The following is an 18,936-nucleotide window of genomic DNA, read 5'->3' on the forward strand; positions in this document are numbered from 1 at the left end:
CTCATGAGCAGGCCGCGCGAGTTCGACGACCGGGCCGTCATCGACGCCGCGATGGCGGTGTTCTGGGAGAAGGGCTACGAGGCGACCACCACGCAGGACCTGTGCACCCGCACGGGACTCGGCCGGGGCAGCCTCTACAACGCGTTCGGCAGCAAACACCGGCTGTACGAGGAGTCGGTGCGCCGCTACGGCCGCACCCTGGCCGAGGCGCAGGTGGCGATGCCGGCCGCGCCGGGCGGCTCGGTCCGGGAGCGGCTGCGGGACCTGCTCCTTGGGATGATCGACCTCGACCTGGCCGACCCCGGCCGGCGCGGCTGCCTGGCCCTCAACGCCGCGACCGAGCCGAGCGGGCGCAGCGAGATGGTCGCGGACCTGGTGCACCGACAGTTCGTCGACCTGGAGCAGGCCCTCTGCCACCTGATCACGATCGGCCGGGCCACGGGCGAATTGACCGGCGACCGGCCCGTGCTCCAGGTGGCCCGGACCTTCCAAAGCACGTACTACGGCCTGCGCACGCTCGCCAAGGTCACCGACGACCGCGACGCACTCCTCGATGTCGTGGACGTGTCGATCTCGGCCGCCGGGCCGCTGGTGACCGCGTACGCCATCGGCATGATCGTCGGCGGTCCGGTGCTGACCGCGCTCACCGCCCGGGCGCGGCGCAAGCCGCTGATCACCGTCCTGCTCACGATCGTGGTGGTCGGGAACCTGGCGTCGGCGCTCGCCCCGAACTATCCGGTCCTGTTCGCGGCGCGCATCGTCACCTCGTTGGTCACGGCCACCTTCTTCGCCAACGCGATCGTGATCGCCGCGTCCACGGCGGCGCCGGGCAGGCAGGCGTCCAAGGTGTCCACGCTGGTCTTCGGGATGAACCTGTCGATGATCCTCGGCGCGCCGCTGGGCACGCTGATCGGCAACACGTTCGGCTGGCGGTCCACGTTCGTCGCCATCGCGGCGTGCTGCGCGCTGGGGCCAGCCCTGGTGTGGCGGCTGGTCGCGGACGTACGCGGTGCCGTGTCGGCCGGCTCGGCGGTCGCCGAACTGCGGGTGTTCCGCAGCCGGGACGTGCGGTGGGCGATCGCCGTCACGGCCGTCGCCAACGCCGGACTGCTCGCGGTCTTCACCTATTTCGCGCCGCTGCTCACCGACGTCGCGCACTTCGCGGAGGGATCCGTACCGATCCTGCTCCTGACGTACGGCGTCGGCGCGGCGGTCGGCAATGTCGTCGGCGGGCGGCTCGCCGGCCGCGCCCCGATGCGCACCCAGATCGACCTGTTGACCGCGCTCGCCGCGACCCTGGTCCTCATGTGGGCGACCGCCGGCAGCCGCGTACCCACCGCGATCCTGGTCTTCGCCGTCGGCGCCCTCGGCTTCGCGGTCATCCCCGGCATGCAGACCCGCGTCCTGACCACGGCCTCCGCCGCCCCCACCCTGGCCATGGCCGTCAACGCCTCCGCCTACCAACTGGCCGCCGCCCTCGGCGCCTGGCTCGGCGGCCACACCGCCGACGGCCCGGGCCTGCGCGCCATCTACCTCCTGGCCGCGATCATCACAACCGTGGGCATAGCCACCAGCACCTACGCCCACCACCGATCCCAAACCCCCGAGCCGGCCAAAGCCCCCTGACCCGCCCACTCGTTCGAGGGAACCACCCGAGTTCCCACCCCGCCCCCGAGATCCCCACGTAGGTTCAACCCGACGACAGCACATCGGCCCGGTTGATGGTCGGACGGGCGGTCGGCGGCAATCATGGACGAATGACGCGACGCGAGCCACGGGAACGGAGGCCACCCATGAACACGGTGACCGAACGTGCAGGCATGCCCGTCGAACAGTTCGAGGGCATCGCCCGCGATACCGCCGAAGCACTACGGCTGGAACTCATCGGCGGCAGGGTGGGGGTAAAGGCGATGCCCGACGGCGACCACGACGAGTTCGTCGTGTGGCTGATCGAGGAGTTCACTCGAAGGCAACGCGAGCTCTCGGTGTACCCGGAGCGCGGCCTCCGCGTCGAGCGCTACCGCAACGGTCGCGCGCGCCCGGACTGCACCGTCGCGCCCAGGCGCAGCTTCGCCGGGCACGGCGAGTGGGCGGATCCCGCAGCGGTGCTCATGGTCGTGGAGGTGACCTCGTTCGACCCGGACACCAACCGTCGCGACCGCGAGGACAAACCCCGGGCATACGCCGAGACCGGCATCCCGCTCTACCTTCTGATCGACCGCGACGATCGTGTACGGCGAACCGGACGGCGCGAAATACACCAACGTCGTCCACCGCCCGTTCGGCAGCCCCCTCCAGATCCCCGCCCCGATCGACCTCACCCTCGACACCGACCCCCTCCTCGATCTCGTCCGGTGATCGCGTGGGGCGGCATGGGTGCCGAGGAGTTCGAGGGAATCGAGCGGGCTGCCGACGGCGAGTTCGTGCGGCTGGAACTGGTTCGTGGCGCGATGCGGGCCACGGTGCGGGCCGATGGCGATCGTTCCGAGGTCGTGGCGTGGCTGATGCGGACGTTCGCACGACTGCGGCCGGAATACTCGCTCTACGCCGGGTACGGACTCATGGTCGAGGTCGACCATCGTGGGCGGCTCCGGCCCGACGCCCTGCTCGCGCCGGCCGGCAGCTTCGCCGGGCACGGCGAGTGGGCGGATCCCGCGGCAGTGCTCATGGTCGTGGAGGTGACCTCCGGCGAGCGGGCGCACGATCGGCGTGCCCGCGAGGAGAAACCGCTCGTGTATGCCGAGACCGCGATCCCGCTCTGCCTCGTGATCGACCGCGACGGTCGCGAGGCGGTCGTGCACGGCCGGCCCGAGAACGGGGCCTACGCCACCGCTGTCCGGCACCCCTTCGGCACCCGCGTGCACCTTCCCGTGCCGGTCGACATCACGCTCGACACCGATCGGCTGCTGAACCTGGTTCGGTGACCGCCTACCGATGGTGGGCCCGATGCGGGCCCACCGCCGGTGTCGGCTCAGGCGTTCGGGGCCTCGCGTACGCTGCGGGGGCGCATGTCGGTCCAGACCTTGTCGATGTGGGCCAGGCAGTCCTCGCGGGGGCCGGTGAAGCCTTCGGGGCGCCAGCCCGCCGGGATGTCGCGGTCGGTGGCCCAGACCGAGTATTGCTCCTCGTCGTTGATCACTACACGGCACACGGGTGTGGGTTCGTCGTCGGTGGTCATACCTTCTCCGGTTCGGGGTGGGTCGGGTTGGGCCCGGTGGATGGGGTCTTGGTGCGCTTGCGGCGTTCCTCGATGCCGATCAGGTCGTCCGGCATGGCGTCGGGTACCTCATCGTCGAAGCGCGAGACGACCCGGTGTCGGAACGAGGCGAGGGCCAGCAGGATCATCGCGGACGCGCAGATCAGGTACAGGAATCCGGTGCCGCGCCCCTCCCCCACGCCGATCACCCGGCCGACGCTGGAGGCGAGCGCGCCGTCCGGACGCAACAGCGGTTCGAGCAGGTGCACGGACAGCGGTGCGATCACCCCGAAGCCCAGCGGGAGGGTCGACCACGCCACCATCGTGTTCAGCGCGATCACCCGGCCGTGGAACCGCTGCGGCACCTTGACCTGGATGATCGTCGCGTAGATGCCGTTGAGCAGCGACAGGCCGAAGAACACCCCGAAGAAGGAGATCCCGACCAGCACCGGCGAGGGCCGCAGCCCGGCCAGGAAGGCGAACACCGCGATCAGCACCGTGGCGACCAGGATCCCGTGCATCCGCCGATGCCGCGGCCCGCCCCACACGCCCATGGCCAGCCCGCCGAGCAGCGCACCCGCCCCGGCCGCCATGCCGACCGCGCCGGCGGTGTGTACCGAGCCGAACGACAACACCAGTGGCGTCATCAGCACCAGCATCGGCGCCAGGAAGACGTTCAACAGCGCGAAGTAGAGCAACATCGTGCGAAATCCCGCGTGCCCCATCGAGTAGCGCACGCCGTTGGCGATCTCCTTGACCATGCTCTCGCGCCGGGTCTGCGCCATGGTGTCGGGGAACGGCACGAACGCCACCACCGTCACCGCGATCACGAAGGTGGTGATGTCGATCAGCAGGATCCCGCCGAGCCCGATGCCCGCGAGCAGCGCCACCGCGATCAGCGGCACCACCAACTGGGCCAGCCCGGTGCTCATTTGCACGATCCCGTTGGCGTGCCCCAGATAACGTTTGGGCACCAGCTGCGGTACCGCCGAGTTGTAGGCCAGTCGTTGGAACGTCGCGGTCAGCGACAACACCACGAGCAGGCCGTACACCGCGCCCACCCCCAGATGGCCCGACCACAGCAGCAGCGCCATCGTCACCTGCACCAGACCCGCCACGCAGTCCGCGGCCAACATCACCGACCGGCGGCTGTTGCGGTCCACCACCGCGCCCGCGAGCGGCGCCACCACGATGCCCGGCACCAGGGCCAACACCGAGAACAGCGCGAACCGGGTGAGCGAATCGGTGCGCAGGTAGATCCAGATCGGGATGGCGAACTCGGTCAGCGCCGACCCGGTGATCGAGGCCAGCTGCCCGAGCGCCACCGCCGTGAAGCGGCCCATGCTCGGCCGCACCGCCGACCGACCCGCGGTCTTCACATCCGCGACCGAACCCGGCACCGAACCCGGCACCGACTCGGCCACAGAGCCCGATTCGGCCCCGGAAACCCCGTGCAGCCACCAGCCCGCGTCCTCGCCGCGCACCGCCCGGGTCAGCGGTTCGGTACGCTCCCGCGCCACCGCCTCATGCGTGGCGGTGACGATCTCGGCCAACTCCTCGGCCCGGTAACGCAGGAAGTAGTGCCCCGCCTCGTCGATCACCACCAACGCCGTGGCCGCGGCCATGAAGTGCCATTCGCGGTAGCGCTCCTGGTAGAACTCGGTACTCGGGTCACGCTCGCCGATCACCGAGATCACCGGCGCGGCCAGCGGCGGCAGGTCCTGGGCCATGCGCTTGGTGAAATAGGCCTCCGAAGTCCGCCCGTCCTTGCGCATGTTGCGGATGATGAAGCTCACCTGCTCCTCGTCCAGGTCGCCGAGGTCGGCGCCCATCGAGGTCAGCCAGTTCAGATGCACCCGGTCTCCGCGCAGCCGCTCCAGGCCGGCGAATCGGGTCAGTGCGCCGAGCACACCGCCCTCGGGCCGGGCGAACGGGAAGATCGCGCCCAGGTACACCGCCTCCAGACGGCGCCCGGCCTGCTCCAGGAGATAGGCGATCTGCGCGGTGAGCGCGCTGCCCACCCCGCAGTGCCCGTACAGCGCCAACGGCCCCTCGACCCCGGCCAGGATCTCGTCCGCACACTCCCGGGCGACCTCCTCGATCGGCCTGGGCGCCTCCGGCATGGACAGGTCGTGGCCGGGAATCGCCACCGAGTACAGCGCGTGCCCCGCCGGCAGCGCGTCCGCCAACGGCTGGTAGACCACCGCGCTGCCGCCGCCGTACGGCACACACACCAGCGACAACACCCGTTGCCCGACCGGGATCGGCCGGGTCAACTCGTGCAGCAGAGACCGTGGTTCGTCCGCACCGACCGGGCGTTCGAGCAGTTGCGCCAGTTCGCGGATGGTCCGGTGCTTGAACAGTTCGAGCAGCGAGACCTGCCGCCCACCGAGCGGCAGCACCTTGCGCAGCCGGGCCAACACCTGCATGGCGAGCAGCGAGTGGCCGCCGAGTTCGAAGAAGTCGTCCGTCACACCCACCGAGGCGAGTTCGAGGACCCGGGTCCAGATCTCGACGAGTGTTGCCTCGAGTTCGCTCGCGGGCGGTACCCGCTCACCCCCACCCGCGCCCTCGGCCGCGTCGGGTTCGGGCAGCAGCGCCCGATCCACCTTGCCGTGCGCCTTCAGCGGCATGCGGTCCAGCCACACGAAGCGCGACGGCACCATGTACTCGGGCAGTCGCAACAACAACGCGCGCCGCAGGTCCGCTCCGGCGGGACGCTCACCCGAGAGCGCCGATGCGCCCCCGTCCTCCTCCGGTGGCACCAGATACGCGATCAGCCGCTGCCCGCCCGCCGGACCGCGCGCGTCCACCACGGCCTGCGCGACACCCTCGTGTGCCCGCAACGCCTCTTCGATCTCGGCGGGTTCGACCCGGTAGCCGCGAATCTTGATCTGCTGGTCGCCGCGCCCCAGGAACTCGATGTCGCCGCCGGGCAGATACCGGCCGAGGTCGCCGGTGCGGTACAGCCGCCCGCCCGGCGGGCCGAACGGGTCGGGGACGAACCGGTCGGCGGTGGCTCCGGGTTGGCCCAGATAGCCCCGGGCCAGCCGTTCGCCGCCGATGTGGATCTCCCCGGTGACGCCGATCGGCACCGGTTCCAGGTGGGCGTCCAACAGGTACACCCGCGCGTTCGGCAGCGGCCGGCCGATCGGCGTCACGGTCGAGGTCGCCGTGTCGTCGGGCCGGACCCGGTAGGTGGTCACCCCCACCGTCGTCTCGGTGGGCCCGTAGTGGTTGACCACCGCGCAACCGCCCAGTGCGGCCAGGTCCCGGGTCCACTCCCACGACGAGCCCTCGCCACCCAGGATCAACAACCGCCGGGGCAACAGCGGTTCGGTACCGACCTCGGCGGCGAGCCCGGCCAGATGCGAGGGTGTCATCTTGAGGTAGTCGACCGGATGCCGGGCCATGTAGTCGGCGAACTCGGCGCCGGACAACCGCTTGGGCATCAGGTGCAGTTCGCCGCCGGTGGTCCAGGCCAGGTACAGCGCGGTGATCGCGAAGTCGAAGGACAACGACTGGGCCAGCCCGTACACCGACCCGGGCACCACCTCGAACCGCTCGCGCACCCCCTCCAGATAGGCCAGCGCCTCCCGGTGCTGGACCGCGACTCCCTTGGGACGCCCGGTGGAACCGGAGGTGTAGATCACGTAGGCCAGATTCCCCGGCTGCGCCGTGCCCGGCAGCGGATCCGCGCTCTCCGCCTCGATCGCGGCCCGTTCACGGTCGACCAGAACCACCGCTCCGGTGTGGCCCACCGTACGTTCCCGCAGCGCGGTGTCGGTCACCACCACCCGCACCGCCGCATCGGTGAGCATGAACGTCAGTCGCTCCACCGGCTGTTCCGGATCCAGCGGCAGATACGCCGCGCCCGCCTTGAGCACGGCGAGCACCGCCACCGCCAGGTCCAAGGACTGCTCCAGGCACAACGCGACCGGCGTCTCCGGCCCCGCCCCGGCCGCCCGCAACCGCCGAGCCAGCCGATTCGCGCGCGCGTCGAGTTCGCCGTAGTCGAGCGTGTCGCCCTGGTGGGTCACCGCCGGCGCACGCGGATCGCGGGCCACCTGCGTCTCGATCGCCCGGGCCAGCGTGGTGTGTTCGGACGGCGCACGAGCCGTGTCGTTCCACTCGGTGAGCAGCCGGGCCCGCTCGGCCGCGCCGAGCAGGTCGATCCGGGACAGCGGCACGTGCGGATCGGCGACCACCGACCGCAACAGCGTGGCCAGATGCCCGGCCAGCCGCTCGACCGTGGCCGCGTCGAACAGGTCGGTGTTGTAGGTCATCAACCCGTGCATCCCGGTGCCGACCTCGAACACGAACAGGCTCAGATCGAAGCGGGTCACCCGGGAGTCGGCGGTGAACCAGTCGTGCGCGAGACCGGTGAAACCCTGCTCTCCGCGCCCGTAGTTCTGAAGCGCGAAGGTGACCTGGAACAGCGGCGTCCGGGAGACGTCGCGCACCACGTTCTGCCCGCGCACCACCTGATCGAACGGCAGATCCTGGTGGGCGTAGGCATCCAGGCTGCTCTCCCGTACCCGGCCCAGGAGTTCGGCGAAGGTCGGATCACCCGCCAGCGGCGCCCGCATGACCAGCATGTTGACGAACATGCCGATCATCGGCTCCAGATCCGGATGCGGACGCCCCGCGATGGGCGAGCCGACCGCGAACTCGCTCTGCCCGCCGTGCCGGGACAACACCGCCTGCCACGCCGCCAGCAGCGTCATGTACTGCGTGGCACCGTGGGCCCGCCCCAGCGCGGTGACCGCGTCGCACAGTTCCGGGTCGAGCACGAACGAGTGCCCGTCCCCGGAGAACGTCTGCCGGGGCGGGCGCGGCCGGTCGGTGGGCAGCGCCAGGGTACCCACGCCCGCCAGTCGTTCGCGCCAATAGGCGGCGGCACGTTCGCCCTCGGCACCGCCGAGCCGCCGCTGCTGCCAGGCCGCGTAGTCGCCGTAGCGCACCGCCGGCGCCGACAGCGGCGAATCGAGCCCGGCGACGAACGCGTTGTAGTCCGCCATGAGTTCGTTCACCATCAGGTGCACCGACCAGCCGTCGCCGACCAGATGGTGCAGCACCACGACCAGGATCGTGTCGTCCCGGTCCAACCGCACCAGCGCGGCCCGGAACAGCGGGGCCACCTCCAGGTCGAACGGCCGGGCGAACTCCTCGCCAACGAGCGCCGCGGCCCACCGCTCGCGTGCCCCGAGATCCAGGTCGAGGGGCGCGTCGCGCCGAGTCACGGGAACCGGCGCCGGCGGGTGCACGGTCGCGGTCGGGTGACCGTCGGCGCTGGTCCCGAACGTGGTGCGCAGGCTGTCGTGCCGGGCGAGCAGCCCGGTCAACGCCCGCTCCACCGCCGCCTCGTCCAGCGGCCCGCGCAGCCGCAGCGCGAACGGGATGGTGTAGGCGGCGGTGCCCGGTGTCAGGTTCTCCATGAACCACAGCGGGATCTGCGCCGAGGACAGCGGAATCTCGGCCTCGTCCGGCAGCCGGGGAATCGACGGCGGGGCGGCGGCCGTCGACCGGCGCAACCGCTGTTCCAGCAGGGCCCGCTTCGCGGCGGACAGGCCGCCCGTTCGGGTCGGGGGTGAAGTGAGCGTCATCGCGGGTCCCCCGTCTCGGTCGCGTCCAGCACCAGTCGTTCGGCGTCCGCCTCGGACAGCTCGTCCAGTTCGGCCATCAGCAGTTCCTCGATCGCCGCGGCCAGACCGGCCACGGTGGGATCGGCGAACAGGGTCCGGATCGGCACCGCGAGTTCGATCGCGGCGCCGAGTCGGGCCACCGCCCGGGTGGCCAGCAACGAATGGCCACCGAGCGCGAAGAAGTCGTCCAGCGCGCCGACCCGAGGCACCCCCAGCACCTCACCGAAGGTCTCCGCGACCAGTTCCTCGGCGCTGCCGCGCGGCGCCACGAACGACGCTTCGGGCGTGACGTGCCGCTCGGGCGCGGGCAGCGCGGCCCGGTCCAGCTTGCCGTTCGGGGTCAGCGGCAGCCGGTCCAGCGTCACGAACGCCGCGGGCACCAGATGGGCCGGCAGCGTACGGCCCAGCGCGGCCCGCAACCGCGCCGCGTCCGGCACAGGCATCGACCCGCCCGCCTCCGGCACCACGTAGGCGACCAGCCGTCGATCGCCCCGCTCCTCCCGGACCACCACCACCGCCTGCCCGATGTCCGGCCGCGCCACCAGGGCCGCCTCGATCTCGCCGAGTTCGATCCGGTAGCCGCGCAGCTTGACCTGGTGGTCGTCGCGGCCCAGGAACTCCAGGGCACCGTCCGATCGCACCCGGGCCCGGTCGCCGGTGCGGTAGAGCCGGGCGCCGGGCGGCCCGTACGGGTCGGGCACGAAGTGGCGCGCGGTCAGGGCGGGTCGGCCGAGATAGCCGCGTGCCAACCCGGTTCCGCCGATGCACAGTTCGCCGGCGACCCCGATCGGCACGGGTTCCAGGTGTCGATCCAGCACATGCACGCGGGTGTCCGCGAGCGGGCGGCCGATCGGCGGCCGGGAACCGTCCCAGGCCCCGGCCGCACCCCCGGCCAGGTCCGCCGCGGTGGCGATCACCGCGGCCTCGGTCGGACCGTACGTATTGACCACCTCGACCCGCTCGCCGAACACCTCGTGCCAGCGCCGCATCGAGGCGGCGTCGGCCTGATCCCCGCCCAGGATCAGCAGCCGCAGAGTTTCGGGCCAGGCCAACCCCGGAGTCTGGGCCACGAGTTCGTGCCAGTAGGAGGTCGGCAGGTCGAGCACGGTCAGCGAGCGCCCGGCCGCGGTGCCGAAGAAGTCCGGCAACAACCCGTCGGCGGGGGCGAGCACGAGCGTGGCGCCGCCGAGCAGGCTCGGATACAGCTCCTCGACGTGCGTATCGAAGCCGAACGAGGCGAACTGCAACACCCGGTCGCCAGGGCCGCTCCGATACCGCTCGCGCATCCACGCCACCCGACCGGCCAGCGCCTCCCGGGTGATCGGGGTGCCCTTGGGTCGGCCGGTGGAGCCGGAGGTGTAGATGATGTAGGCGAGATGGTCGGGCCCCGCGATCCGGGCGGGCGGCTCCTCATCCGTGTCGCCACGCGGATCCGCGTCGACCTCGTCCAGCAGCGACACCGGCAACTCGCCGCCCGCGAAACGATCGGCGAACCGCGCCCGGCACAACACGCGTTCCGCTCCTCCGTCGGCCAGCATCCACCCGATCCGCTCGGTCGGCGACGTCGGGTCGATCGGCAGATACGCGCCACCCGCCTTGAGCACGGCCAGCAGCGCGACGACCGTCTCGATCGAGCGCTCGGCGCAGACCGCGATCACCGTGTCCGGTCCGGTGCCGGCCCGGCGCAACACCCGGGCCAGCCGGTTCGCGCGGGCGTCGAGGTCGGCGTAGTCGACCCGGCTGTCGCCCGACTCGACGGCGACCGCACGCGGGGTGCGCAGCGCCTGCACCTCGAAGGCCACGACCGGGTCCGGGCATTCGCCGCCGGTCGGCCCCATCGCTCCCGCCAGCACCCGGATGCGCTCGGCAGCCGACAACAGCGGCAGCCGGGACAGCGGGGTGTCCGGATGCGCGACCGCGCCCGCGAGCAGGGTCTCGAAGCAACGGGCCAGTCGGGCGATGCTCTCGGGAGCGAAGCGGTCGCTGTTGTAGACGAACTCGGTGACCAGCTCGTCCCCTTCCGGCCAGACCTCCAGCGCCAGATCGAACTTCGCCTGCCGAAAGCCCGATTCGAACCCCTCGGCGGCAACCCCGGCCAGACGCAGCCCGGCTCCGGCCGGTGGGCGCAGAGTCAGCATGGTCTGGAACACCGGTGGGCTGTCCGGATCCCGGTCCACGTCCAGCGCGCCGAGCAGTCGCTCGAACGGTACGTCCTGATGCTCGTACGCCTGGAGGGCCACGGTGCGGGTGCGGCCCAGGAAGTCGCGGAACGACGGGTCACCGGCCGTGCTGCCGCGCAGGACCAGGGTGTTCAGGAAATAGCCCACCAGCGGCTCGTAGTCCTCCTCGTCCCGACCCGCCAGCGGCGAGCCGACGCAGACGTCCTCCTGGTCGCAGTAGCGGGCGAGCAGGGTCTGGTATCCGGCGAGCAGGGTCATGTAGAGGGTCACCCGTTCGCGCCGGGCGAGTTGCTCGATTCCGGTGCGCAGCGAGGCGGGCAGGTGGTGGGTGACCGTGCCGCCGTGTCCGGAATCGGTGTCGGTGCCGCCGCCCCGGGGTCGATCGACCGGCAGTTCCAGGGTCGGCGCGCCGGCGAGTTGTCGGGTCCAGTAGGTCAGTCGTTCCTCGAAGCCGGGCTCGTCGAGGAGTTCGTGTTGGCGCCGTACGTAGTCGGCGTAGCTCAGCGGCAGCGGGGTGAGCGGCGAGGGGCGGCCTTCGGCGAACGCCGCGTACAGAGCGGCCAGTTCCTCGTCGACCACGTTCATCGACCAGCCGTCGGCGACGATGTGGTGCAGGGCCAGGCACAACACGTGGTCCCGGCCGGCGGAGTCCAGGTGCAGCAGGCTCGCCGCGAACAGCGGGCCCCGGGCCAGGTCGAACGCGCGGTTGGTGCGTTCGGCGACCAGGTCGCGGGCGCGTTGTTCACGCTCGGCCGGGGCGCCGTCGACTCGCACACGCTCCAGGACGAACGTCCCGGGCGCGCCGATCACCTGGATCGGTACGCCGTCCTCGTCGGGGAAGGTCGCGCGCAGGCTGTCGTGCCGGTCGACCAGTTCGGACAGGGCGCGGTCGAGGGCGGCCACGTCGAGCGGGCCGCGCAGGCGGTGGACCTGGAACATGTTGAACGCCGCGTCGCCGGGGTTGATCCGATCGAGCAGCCACAACCGTTCCTGGCCGGCGGACAGCGGAATACGCCGCGATGGGCGGGACGCGGACGCGGACGGGTCGGCGGGCCGGTCCGGCGCCGACAACGGGTGCGGGTCGTGGCTTCGGGTCGGGTTGTTCATGGCCGCCGCTCGCTTCGCATCGCGGATACCGCGCTGGTGAGTCCGGAGATGGTCGGGGTTTCGAAGAACACGTGCAGCGGTACGTCGACGCCGAGGCGTTTGCGAATCCGCGCGCCGATCCGGGTGACGGTCAGCGAGTGGCCGCCCAAGTCGAACAGGTCCTCGTCGGGACGGATGTCGTCCAGGCCGAGCACTTCGCGCCAGATCGCGGTGATCTCGGCGGCGGGCCCGGTGTCGGCGGGGGTCTCCGCCTCGTCGGCCGGGTCGGGTTCGACCGCCCGCAGGCGCGGCGGCGCGGGCAGCGCGGCCCGGTCCAGCTTGCCGTTGGGGGTCAGCGGCAGGCGCTCCAGCGGCACATAGACGCCGGGTACCAGGGCTCGGGGCAGGGTCGCGGCCAGATGCACGCGCAGTTCGGCCGCGCTCGGCGTGGCGGCGCCGCGCGGGACCGGGTAGGCGACCAGGAGCGGCCCGTCGGCACCGTCCTCACGCACCGTCACGGCCGCCGCCGCGATGCCCTCGTGGTCGAGCAACGCGCCCTCGATCTCGCCGAGTTCGACCCGATGGCCGAGAATCTTGACCTGGTGGTCGTCCCGGCCCAGGAACTCGATCCGGCCGTCGTCGCGATAGCGGGCCAGGTCGCCGGTGCGGTAGAGGCGGGCGCCGGGCGGGCCGTACGGGTCGGGCCCGAAGCGGTCGGCGGTGACGCCCGGCAACCGGCGGTAGCCCCGGGCCAGTCCGTCGCCGCCGATGTACAGGTCGCCCGTGACGCCGACCGGGGTGGGGGTCAGGTGTCGGTCCAGGACGTACATCCGGGTGTTGGCGATCGGGCGGCCGATGGTCACCTCGTCGTCCGGGCCGATCTCGGCGGTGCTGGACCACACCGTGGTCTCGGTCGGCCCGTACGCGTTCACCAGGCGGCGAGCGCGGCGGCGCAACTCCCGTGCGAGCGGCACCGGCAGCGGTTCGCCACCGGTGACGGCGAACACCGCCGGCTCCTCGAAGCCCGCGTCGAGCAGCATGCGCCAGCCGGACGGAGTGGCCTGGACATGGGTCACCCGTCGGCCCCGGATCAACCGAAGCAGCGCCCGGCCGTCCCGGGCCTCCCCGTCCCCGGCGAGCACGAGTCGCCCGCCGGTGATCAGCGGCACGTACAGCTCGACCGCCGAGATGTCGAAGGACGCCGAGGTCAGGCCGAGCCACACCGAGTCGGCGGCGCAGGCCAGGACGTCCCGCATCGAGGCGAGCAGGTTGCTCAGCGCGCGGTGTTCGATCTCCACGCCCTTCGGGCGGCCGGTGGAGCCGGACGTGGCCAGCACGTAGGCGAGTTCGCCGGGCGTCGGTGGGGGTGCGGGCACCGGGTCGGGACCGGCCGGGTCGATCACCGCCGCCCCGGTGACGATCCCGTCCATCAGCAGCGCTTCGTCGGCGCAGCCGGGAAATCGGCCGAGCAGGTCGCGTTCGGTCAACAGGGCGTCGGCGCCGCAGTCTTCGAGCACCATCGTCAGTCGAGCCGACGGGTATTCCGGGTCCAGCGGCAGATACGCGGCACCCGCCCGCAGCACCCCGAGCAGCGCGGTGGGCAGCGCGGCCGTACGGCGCACGCAGACCGCGACCAGGTCGCCCCGGCCGATCCCGGCGCCCCGCAACCGCCGAGCCACCGCGTCGACGGCCGCGTCGAGTCGAGCATAGGTGAGCCGGGTCGTGCCGCACTCCACCGCGATCGAGTCGGGGGTACGGGCGGCCTGCGCCGCGAACCGGGCTGGCAGGGTGACGTCTTCCCTCTTCTGCCCGGTGTCGTTCCAGTCCCGCACCATACGTTCGCGCTCGTCGGCGCTCTGCAGGGCGAGGCGGGACAGCGGGGTGTCCGGGTCGGCGACGATCGCCCGCAGCAGGGTCCGGTAGTGGCCCGCGATCGCCGTCGCGGCGCCCTCGTCGAGGGCGGCGGTCGCGTAGTGCAGGTGCAGTGCGAGTCGATCCGGGTCGTCCAGGCACTGCATGTGCAGGTCGCCGCGCGCGGCGTGGTTGAACACCGTCCAGTCGATCGACGCGGGCAGGCCCGCGAAGTCGGGCACCGAGGTACGGCGGCGATAGCTCATCGACACCGGCGCGAGCGCCAGGCGCGGGGTCAGGCCGGTGACGACCCGGCCGAGCGGCACGTCGCGGACCGGGTACAGCTTGCGCAGGTCGGCCCGCAGCGCCTGGACGAAGGCGCGGAAGGTGAGGTCGGCGGACGGAGTGGTGTGGATGGGGAGTTCATTGACGTAGGGACCCACCCGCTCCCGGCTGTGCGGGGTGCGGGTGCCCAGGTCGATGGCGACCGTGGCCCGTTCGTTGCCGTAACGCCACAGCTGGGTGTGCAGCGCACCCAGGAGCAGCGCGAAGGTACTGACCCCGAGGAGTTCGGCGGTGGCGGCGACGGCCACGCGAAGTTCGTCCTCGACGGGGATCGGCACGGACCCGCCGGTGCCGCCGTCGATCGCGGTCCGGCGCAGTCCGGGCAGGGTCACGGCGGGTGGTTCACGTTCCTCGCCGGCGAAGCGGATCTCGGCCAGGCCGACCCGGCGCTCGGCCTCGGCCGCCTCGCGGGCGATACGCTCCGCGTCCTCCGACTCCTCCAGGTCCGGCAGATCCGGCTTGACGCCGGTGCCGAACGCGGCGTAGTGCGCGCCCAGATCGCGGACGAGGATGTCCTTGGAGGCGCCGTCGAAGGCGAGGTGGTGGGCGACCACGAGCAGGGTCCGGTGTCCGGGGCCCGCGTCGACCAGGGTGAAGCGCACCAGCGGCCCGGTCTCCGGGTCGAACGGGCGCAGTGTCTCGCGGCGCAGCGACTCGGCCACCTCGTGGCCGCGTTGCTCTTCGGGCGTCTCGGTCAGGTCCTCGATCACCAGGTGCGGAACGGTGTCGGCGGGGACCAGCCACGGTTCCCCGTCGAGTTCGCGCAGCGCGCTGCCCAGGACCGGGTGGCGCACCACGATCGCGTCACAGGCGTGCGCGAGCGCGGCCGGGTCGAGTTCGCCGGTGAACCGGATGCTCAGCGGCATGTGGTGCGTGGTGCCCGCGGGTACCGCGAGTTCGGTGAACCGGATGCCGTGTTGCGCCGGGGACACCGGGGCTCGGCACGGGGATTCCGGCGGCAGGGAGACCGGTCGGGTGGTGCGCATCAGCGGCCCTCCTGGGAGGCGGTGGGTGCGTGAACCAGTGCGGCGGTGTCCCCGAACACCGGCGCCTGGGGGTGGTCGAGCGCGAACTCGCAGGCCTCGACGAAGGCTTGGGCCAGGTCCTCGACGACGGACGGGGCGAACGCGCGGTCGTTGTACAGCAGCCAGCCGGCGATGGTGCCGTCGGGCTGTTCGGTCAGGGCCAGCTCGGGCACGCCCAGGTCCGGGCGGCCGTCCGGCGTGGGCCATTCGGCGTCCAACTGCCTGGGCAGCTCGAAGGGTTCGGAGAGCAGGCCCAGGAAGTGCGCCTGATTGCTCCAACTCTCGTAGCGGACCCAGGCCGCGTCCGGAAAGCGCGGGTAGAACTCGGCGAACGGGTAGCACTGGTGCTCGGTCGCGGCCACCGCGGCGGTACGGACCCGGTCGAGCAGGTCGTCGTACGACGGGTCGCCGCCCAGGTCGACCCGGATCAACAGGGACTGCACGAGGCAGCCGATCAGGTTCTCACTGCCGGGTCGGGTCCGGCCGGGTACCGGCGACATCACCACGATGTCCCGGATGCCGGACGCCCGTGCCAGGACGCCCGTCCAGCACGCGGTGGCCACCATGAACGGCGTCGCGCCCCGCTCACGGGCGGCCGTGCGCAACCGCTCGACCAGGTCGGCGGCAAGGCCGAAACGCACCGAACCGCTGTGCAGCAGAGCGGTGGCCGCTCGCCCGGGGAACGGGTCGAGGGCGGCGGGCGCCCCGGCCAGGGACGCCTCCCAGAACGGGCGGGTGCGCGGCCATTGCGCGCGGGCCCAGCCCAGGTGTTCCGAGCAGGTCGGCGTCGGCGGCGGCGGCGGAGCGGGCCGACCGGTGTGCGACGCCGAGTAGACCAGGGCGAGTTCTCGGAGCAGTACACCCATCGACCAGCCGTCGAACACCATGTGGTGCACCGCGAGGACCAGCACGTGGTCCTCGGGGTCGAGTTCGATCAGCAGGGCGCGTACGAGGGGTCCGCGTGCGAGGTCCCAGTGCTGTTCGCGTTCGGCGCCGGCATGCTCGCGGGCGAACCGTTCGCGATCGGCGTGCGTGGCGCCTTCGGCCCGGATCCGCCGCATCTCGGGCGGCAGTTCGGCGAGTACGACGGCGTCGGCGGTGCCGTCGGCGTAGTGGAAGACGGTGCGCAGCGCCTCGTGCCGGCGCACCACTTCGCCCAGGGCGGCCTCCAGGGTGTCCGGGTCGAGGGTGTCGGTGATCCGGATCCCCACGCTGACCGGGCCGACGTCGCGCGGCTGGTCGGTGGCGTACATCCAGACGAAGAAGTTCTCCTGCTGCGAGCTGAGCGGCATGCGCGCGACCGGATCCCCGGCCGACTCGCGGCTCACGGCCCCGGGCCGCGCGCACGCCGGTTCCGCCGGCGTGTCCGCGCCTTCCGATTCCGTCCGGGCGGGTTCCGGTCGCGCCCGGGCGGTGTCGATCCAGGCCGCCTGGGCGGCCAGTTCGGGTCGGTCGAAGGCGAGCGAGACGGGCACGTCGAGGGCGAACAGACGGGTCGCGGCTGCGGCCAGCCTGGTCGCCTTGAACGAATCCCCACCCAGGGCGAAGAAGTTGTCGTCGGGGCCGGCGCCGGGCGTGCCCAGCACCTCCGCCCACAGGCCGCCTACGGCGGTCTGCGTCGCGGTCCGGGGCACGCTCGGCCGCGCGGCGTCGTCCCCGGCCATCCGGGCCCGAAGTTCCGCCTTGACCACCTTGCCCGCCGGGTTCCGGGGCAGGGCGTCCAGGCGCAGGAATCGGGTCGGGATCTCGTGCCGGGCCAGGCGTTCGCGCAGGAACGCCCGCAGGTCGTCGGCCGCGACCTCGTCCCGCAGGACCAGCGCGGCGGCGACCATGGTGCCCATCACGGCGTGTGGAACACCGAACACGGCGGCGTCGGCGACGGCCGGGTGTTCGTACAGCGCGGCTTCCACCGCGAGCGTGGCGACCTTGTTCGCGCCTGACTTGATCAGGTCGCTTTCCCGGTCGATCAGGTACAGGTAACCGTCGGCGTCGAGTCGGCCGATGTCGCCCATCCGGATCCAGCCGTCGGTGAACACCCCGGCATTCGCGGCCGGTTCGCGGTAGTAGGTGCGCGAGGTGGTGGGTGAGTGCAGCCAGATCTCGCCGGCCTCGCCGGTCGGTACGGGTTCGCCGTCCGGGCCGACGACGCGCAGGTCGTCCGGGCCGGTGCCGCGTCCGACCGAGGTCGGCCGGTCGGGGTCGAAGACCATGGTGGTCTGGGCCGGCGCCGCCTCGGTCGAGGTGTAGGAGTTGACGATCACCGCGTCGGGGAAGATCTCGGTCAGGGCCAGTGCGGTGGCCGGCGGCAGTGCGGCGGCGGTCGAGCCGAAGAGTTGCACCGAGTCGAGGTCGTGCCGGGTCCAGGCCCGCGAGTTGACCAGGTCGGTCGCCATCGCGGGCACGGTGAACACGGTGCCGACCCGGTGGGCGGCGATCAGCGCGCAGAACTCCTCGGCGTCGAACGTCGGGGCACACAGCGCGGTCGGCTCGGCGGTCAGCGCGTTGAGCAACATCGTCTGCCCGGCGTTGGTGCCGATCGGAAAGGCGTGCAGGAAGTGCTTCGAGTGCGCCAACTGCCGCCGTCGGGGCGCCGGTTCGAGGCCGTGGGTGAGGTTGGCGTGGGTGGCGGCGACGCCCTTGGGGGTGCCGGTGGTCCCGGAGGTGTAGAGAATCTGCGCGAGGTCGTCGGGATGCGGCTGGGCGAGGGCCGGGGGTTCGACGGGATCGACGGGATCGTCAGGCTCGGCGGGCTCCGCGGATTCGTGCGGATCGACGGGGTCCGGCGCCGGGAGTGCGGCCGGATTCGAGCGGGCCCGCGCGTGCGCGACTGCTTCGAGGGTGGTCGAAATCGCGCTCCACGCACCGGTGTTCGGTGACTCGATGTCGACGCCGTGCAGGACGCCGACCGCCGCGCAGTGCGCGAGCAGGGCCTGCACGGCGGCGGCCGGCAGGCGTTCGGGCAGCGGTACGGCGACCGCGCCGGCCCGCTGGACCGCGCAGTAGGCGACCGCGTAGTCGGCCCATTCGCGACCGGCGAAGATCAGCGCGACCCGATCCCCCGCGCGTACCCCCCGATCGTGCAACTCGTGGGCCAGGGCGACGGATCGGCGCCACCAGTCGATGAAGGTCAGTCCGGTCTCGGAAGCACCCGGGACCAGGATCGCGACGCGATGCGGGTCGAGGTCCGCGCGGGCTGCCAACAGGCCCGGCACGGTGCATCGATCCTCGGGACGCCTCGAACCGGATAACCCGGGCCGGACGTCGGGGGCGGTCACGGCGCGCCCCGCTTCGACGTCGCCGGGCACGGACGTGGTTGAGCTCTGCGCATGGTTCTTCTCCGGGGTAGGAGTGCAAAGTTCGGTACGCCGACGGAGCAGTGTCGGCTCACGCTCGAATTGGGCGGAATTTGCCGTACGGGAACCACCGACGAGCCATGGAGCGATGACCGTCGGCGACGCGCCCAAGACTGTCAATGGACTAGACCAATGACAAGAGCCGTTCCGAATCCCGGACCACGTTCGAGGTGGAAAACCGGCCGGTCGCAGCGCCGGGAGGGCCCATCGACCGCCCCCGGCCGCCCGTCGGGCCACGTGCGAACCACGCGATTC

General features: G+C 72.0%; 7 protein-coding genes. 2 read left to right on the plus strand and 5 right to left on the minus strand.

The features are described from left to right. Positions 1–3: 3 nt before the first annotated feature. Both ACFRCG_RS18175 and ACFRCG_RS18180 read left to right on the plus strand, forming a co-directional pair. Positions 4–1,626, plus strand: a complete 1,623-nt coding sequence (locus ACFRCG_RS18175) for an MFS transporter (RefSeq protein ID WP_380032615.1) — start codon at positions 4–6, stop codon at positions 1,624–1,626. 167 nt (positions 1,627–1,793) lie between these two features. Continuing rightward, positions 1,794–2,924 carry a Uma2 family endonuclease gene (locus ACFRCG_RS18180; protein WP_380032617.1) on the plus strand — a complete coding sequence of 377 codons (1,131 nt, stop codon included), beginning with the start codon at positions 1,794–1,796 and terminating at the stop codon, positions 2,922–2,924. A gap of 47 nt (positions 2,925–2,971) precedes the next feature. Here ACFRCG_RS18180 and ACFRCG_RS18185 read toward each other — a convergent pair whose 3' ends face one another. From ACFRCG_RS18185 to ACFRCG_RS18205, 5 genes are read right to left on the minus strand one after another with little or no spacing between them, the layout of a single operon-like run. Then, positions 2,972–3,178 carry an MbtH family protein gene (locus tag ACFRCG_RS18185; RefSeq protein WP_380032619.1) on the minus strand — a complete coding sequence of 69 codons (207 nt, stop codon included), beginning with the start codon at positions 3,176–3,178 and terminating at the stop codon, positions 2,972–2,974. Next, a complete protein-coding gene (locus ACFRCG_RS18190) occupies positions 3,175–8,802 on the minus strand; it encodes an amino acid adenylation domain-containing protein (protein WP_380032621.1) in 5,628 nt (1,875 codons plus the stop codon). The genes ACFRCG_RS18185 and ACFRCG_RS18190 overlap by 4 nt, the downstream gene beginning before the upstream one ends. Beyond that, entirely contained in the window at positions 8,799–12,128 is a 3,330-nt protein-coding gene (locus tag ACFRCG_RS18195; RefSeq protein ID WP_380032623.1) for an amino acid adenylation domain-containing protein, read from the minus strand. Before ACFRCG_RS18195 ends, ACFRCG_RS18190 begins: the two co-directional genes overlap by 4 nt. After that, positions 12,125–15,289, minus strand: a complete 3,165-nt coding sequence (locus ACFRCG_RS18200; RefSeq protein ID WP_380032625.1) for an amino acid adenylation domain-containing protein — start codon at positions 15,287–15,289, stop codon at positions 12,125–12,127. The genes ACFRCG_RS18195 and ACFRCG_RS18200 overlap by 4 nt, the downstream gene beginning before the upstream one ends. Next, the gene (locus ACFRCG_RS18205) at positions 15,289–18,540 is read right to left on the minus strand and encodes an AMP-binding protein (protein WP_380032627.1); all 3,252 of its coding nucleotides are present in this window, start codon (positions 18,538–18,540) and stop codon (positions 15,289–15,291) included. Before ACFRCG_RS18205 ends, ACFRCG_RS18200 begins: the two co-directional genes overlap by 1 nt. Positions 18,541–18,936: the final 396 nt, after the last annotated feature.

The organism is Embleya sp. NPDC056575, assembly GCF_042793325.1.
Classification (GTDB): Bacteria; Actinomycetota; Actinomycetes; order Streptomycetales; family Streptomycetaceae; genus Embleya.

What these genes read in the sequence shown, in the direction of transcription:
- ACFRCG_RS18175 (WP_380032615.1), top strand. Translation starts at nt 4, where the DNA reads ATGAGCAGGCCGCGCGAGTTCGACGACCGGGCCGTCATCGACGCCGCG.
- ACFRCG_RS18180 (WP_380032617.1), top strand. Translation starts at nt 1,794, where the DNA reads ATGAACACGGTGACCGAACGTGCAGGCATGCCCGTCGAACAGTTCGAG.
- ACFRCG_RS18185 (WP_380032619.1), bottom strand. Translation starts at nt 3,178, where the DNA reads ATGACCACCGACGACGAACCCACACCCGTGTGCCGTGTAGTGATCAAC.
- ACFRCG_RS18190 (WP_380032621.1), bottom strand. Translation starts at nt 8,802, where the DNA reads ATGACGCTCACTTCACCCCCGACCCGAACGGGCGGCCTGTCCGCCGCG.
- ACFRCG_RS18195 (WP_380032623.1), bottom strand. Translation starts at nt 12,128, where the DNA reads ATGAACAACCCGACCCGAAGCCACGACCCGCACCCGTTGTCGGCGCCG.
- ACFRCG_RS18200 (WP_380032625.1), bottom strand. Translation starts at nt 15,289, where the DNA reads ATGCGCACCACCCGACCGGTCTCCCTGCCGCCGGAATCCCCGTGCCGA.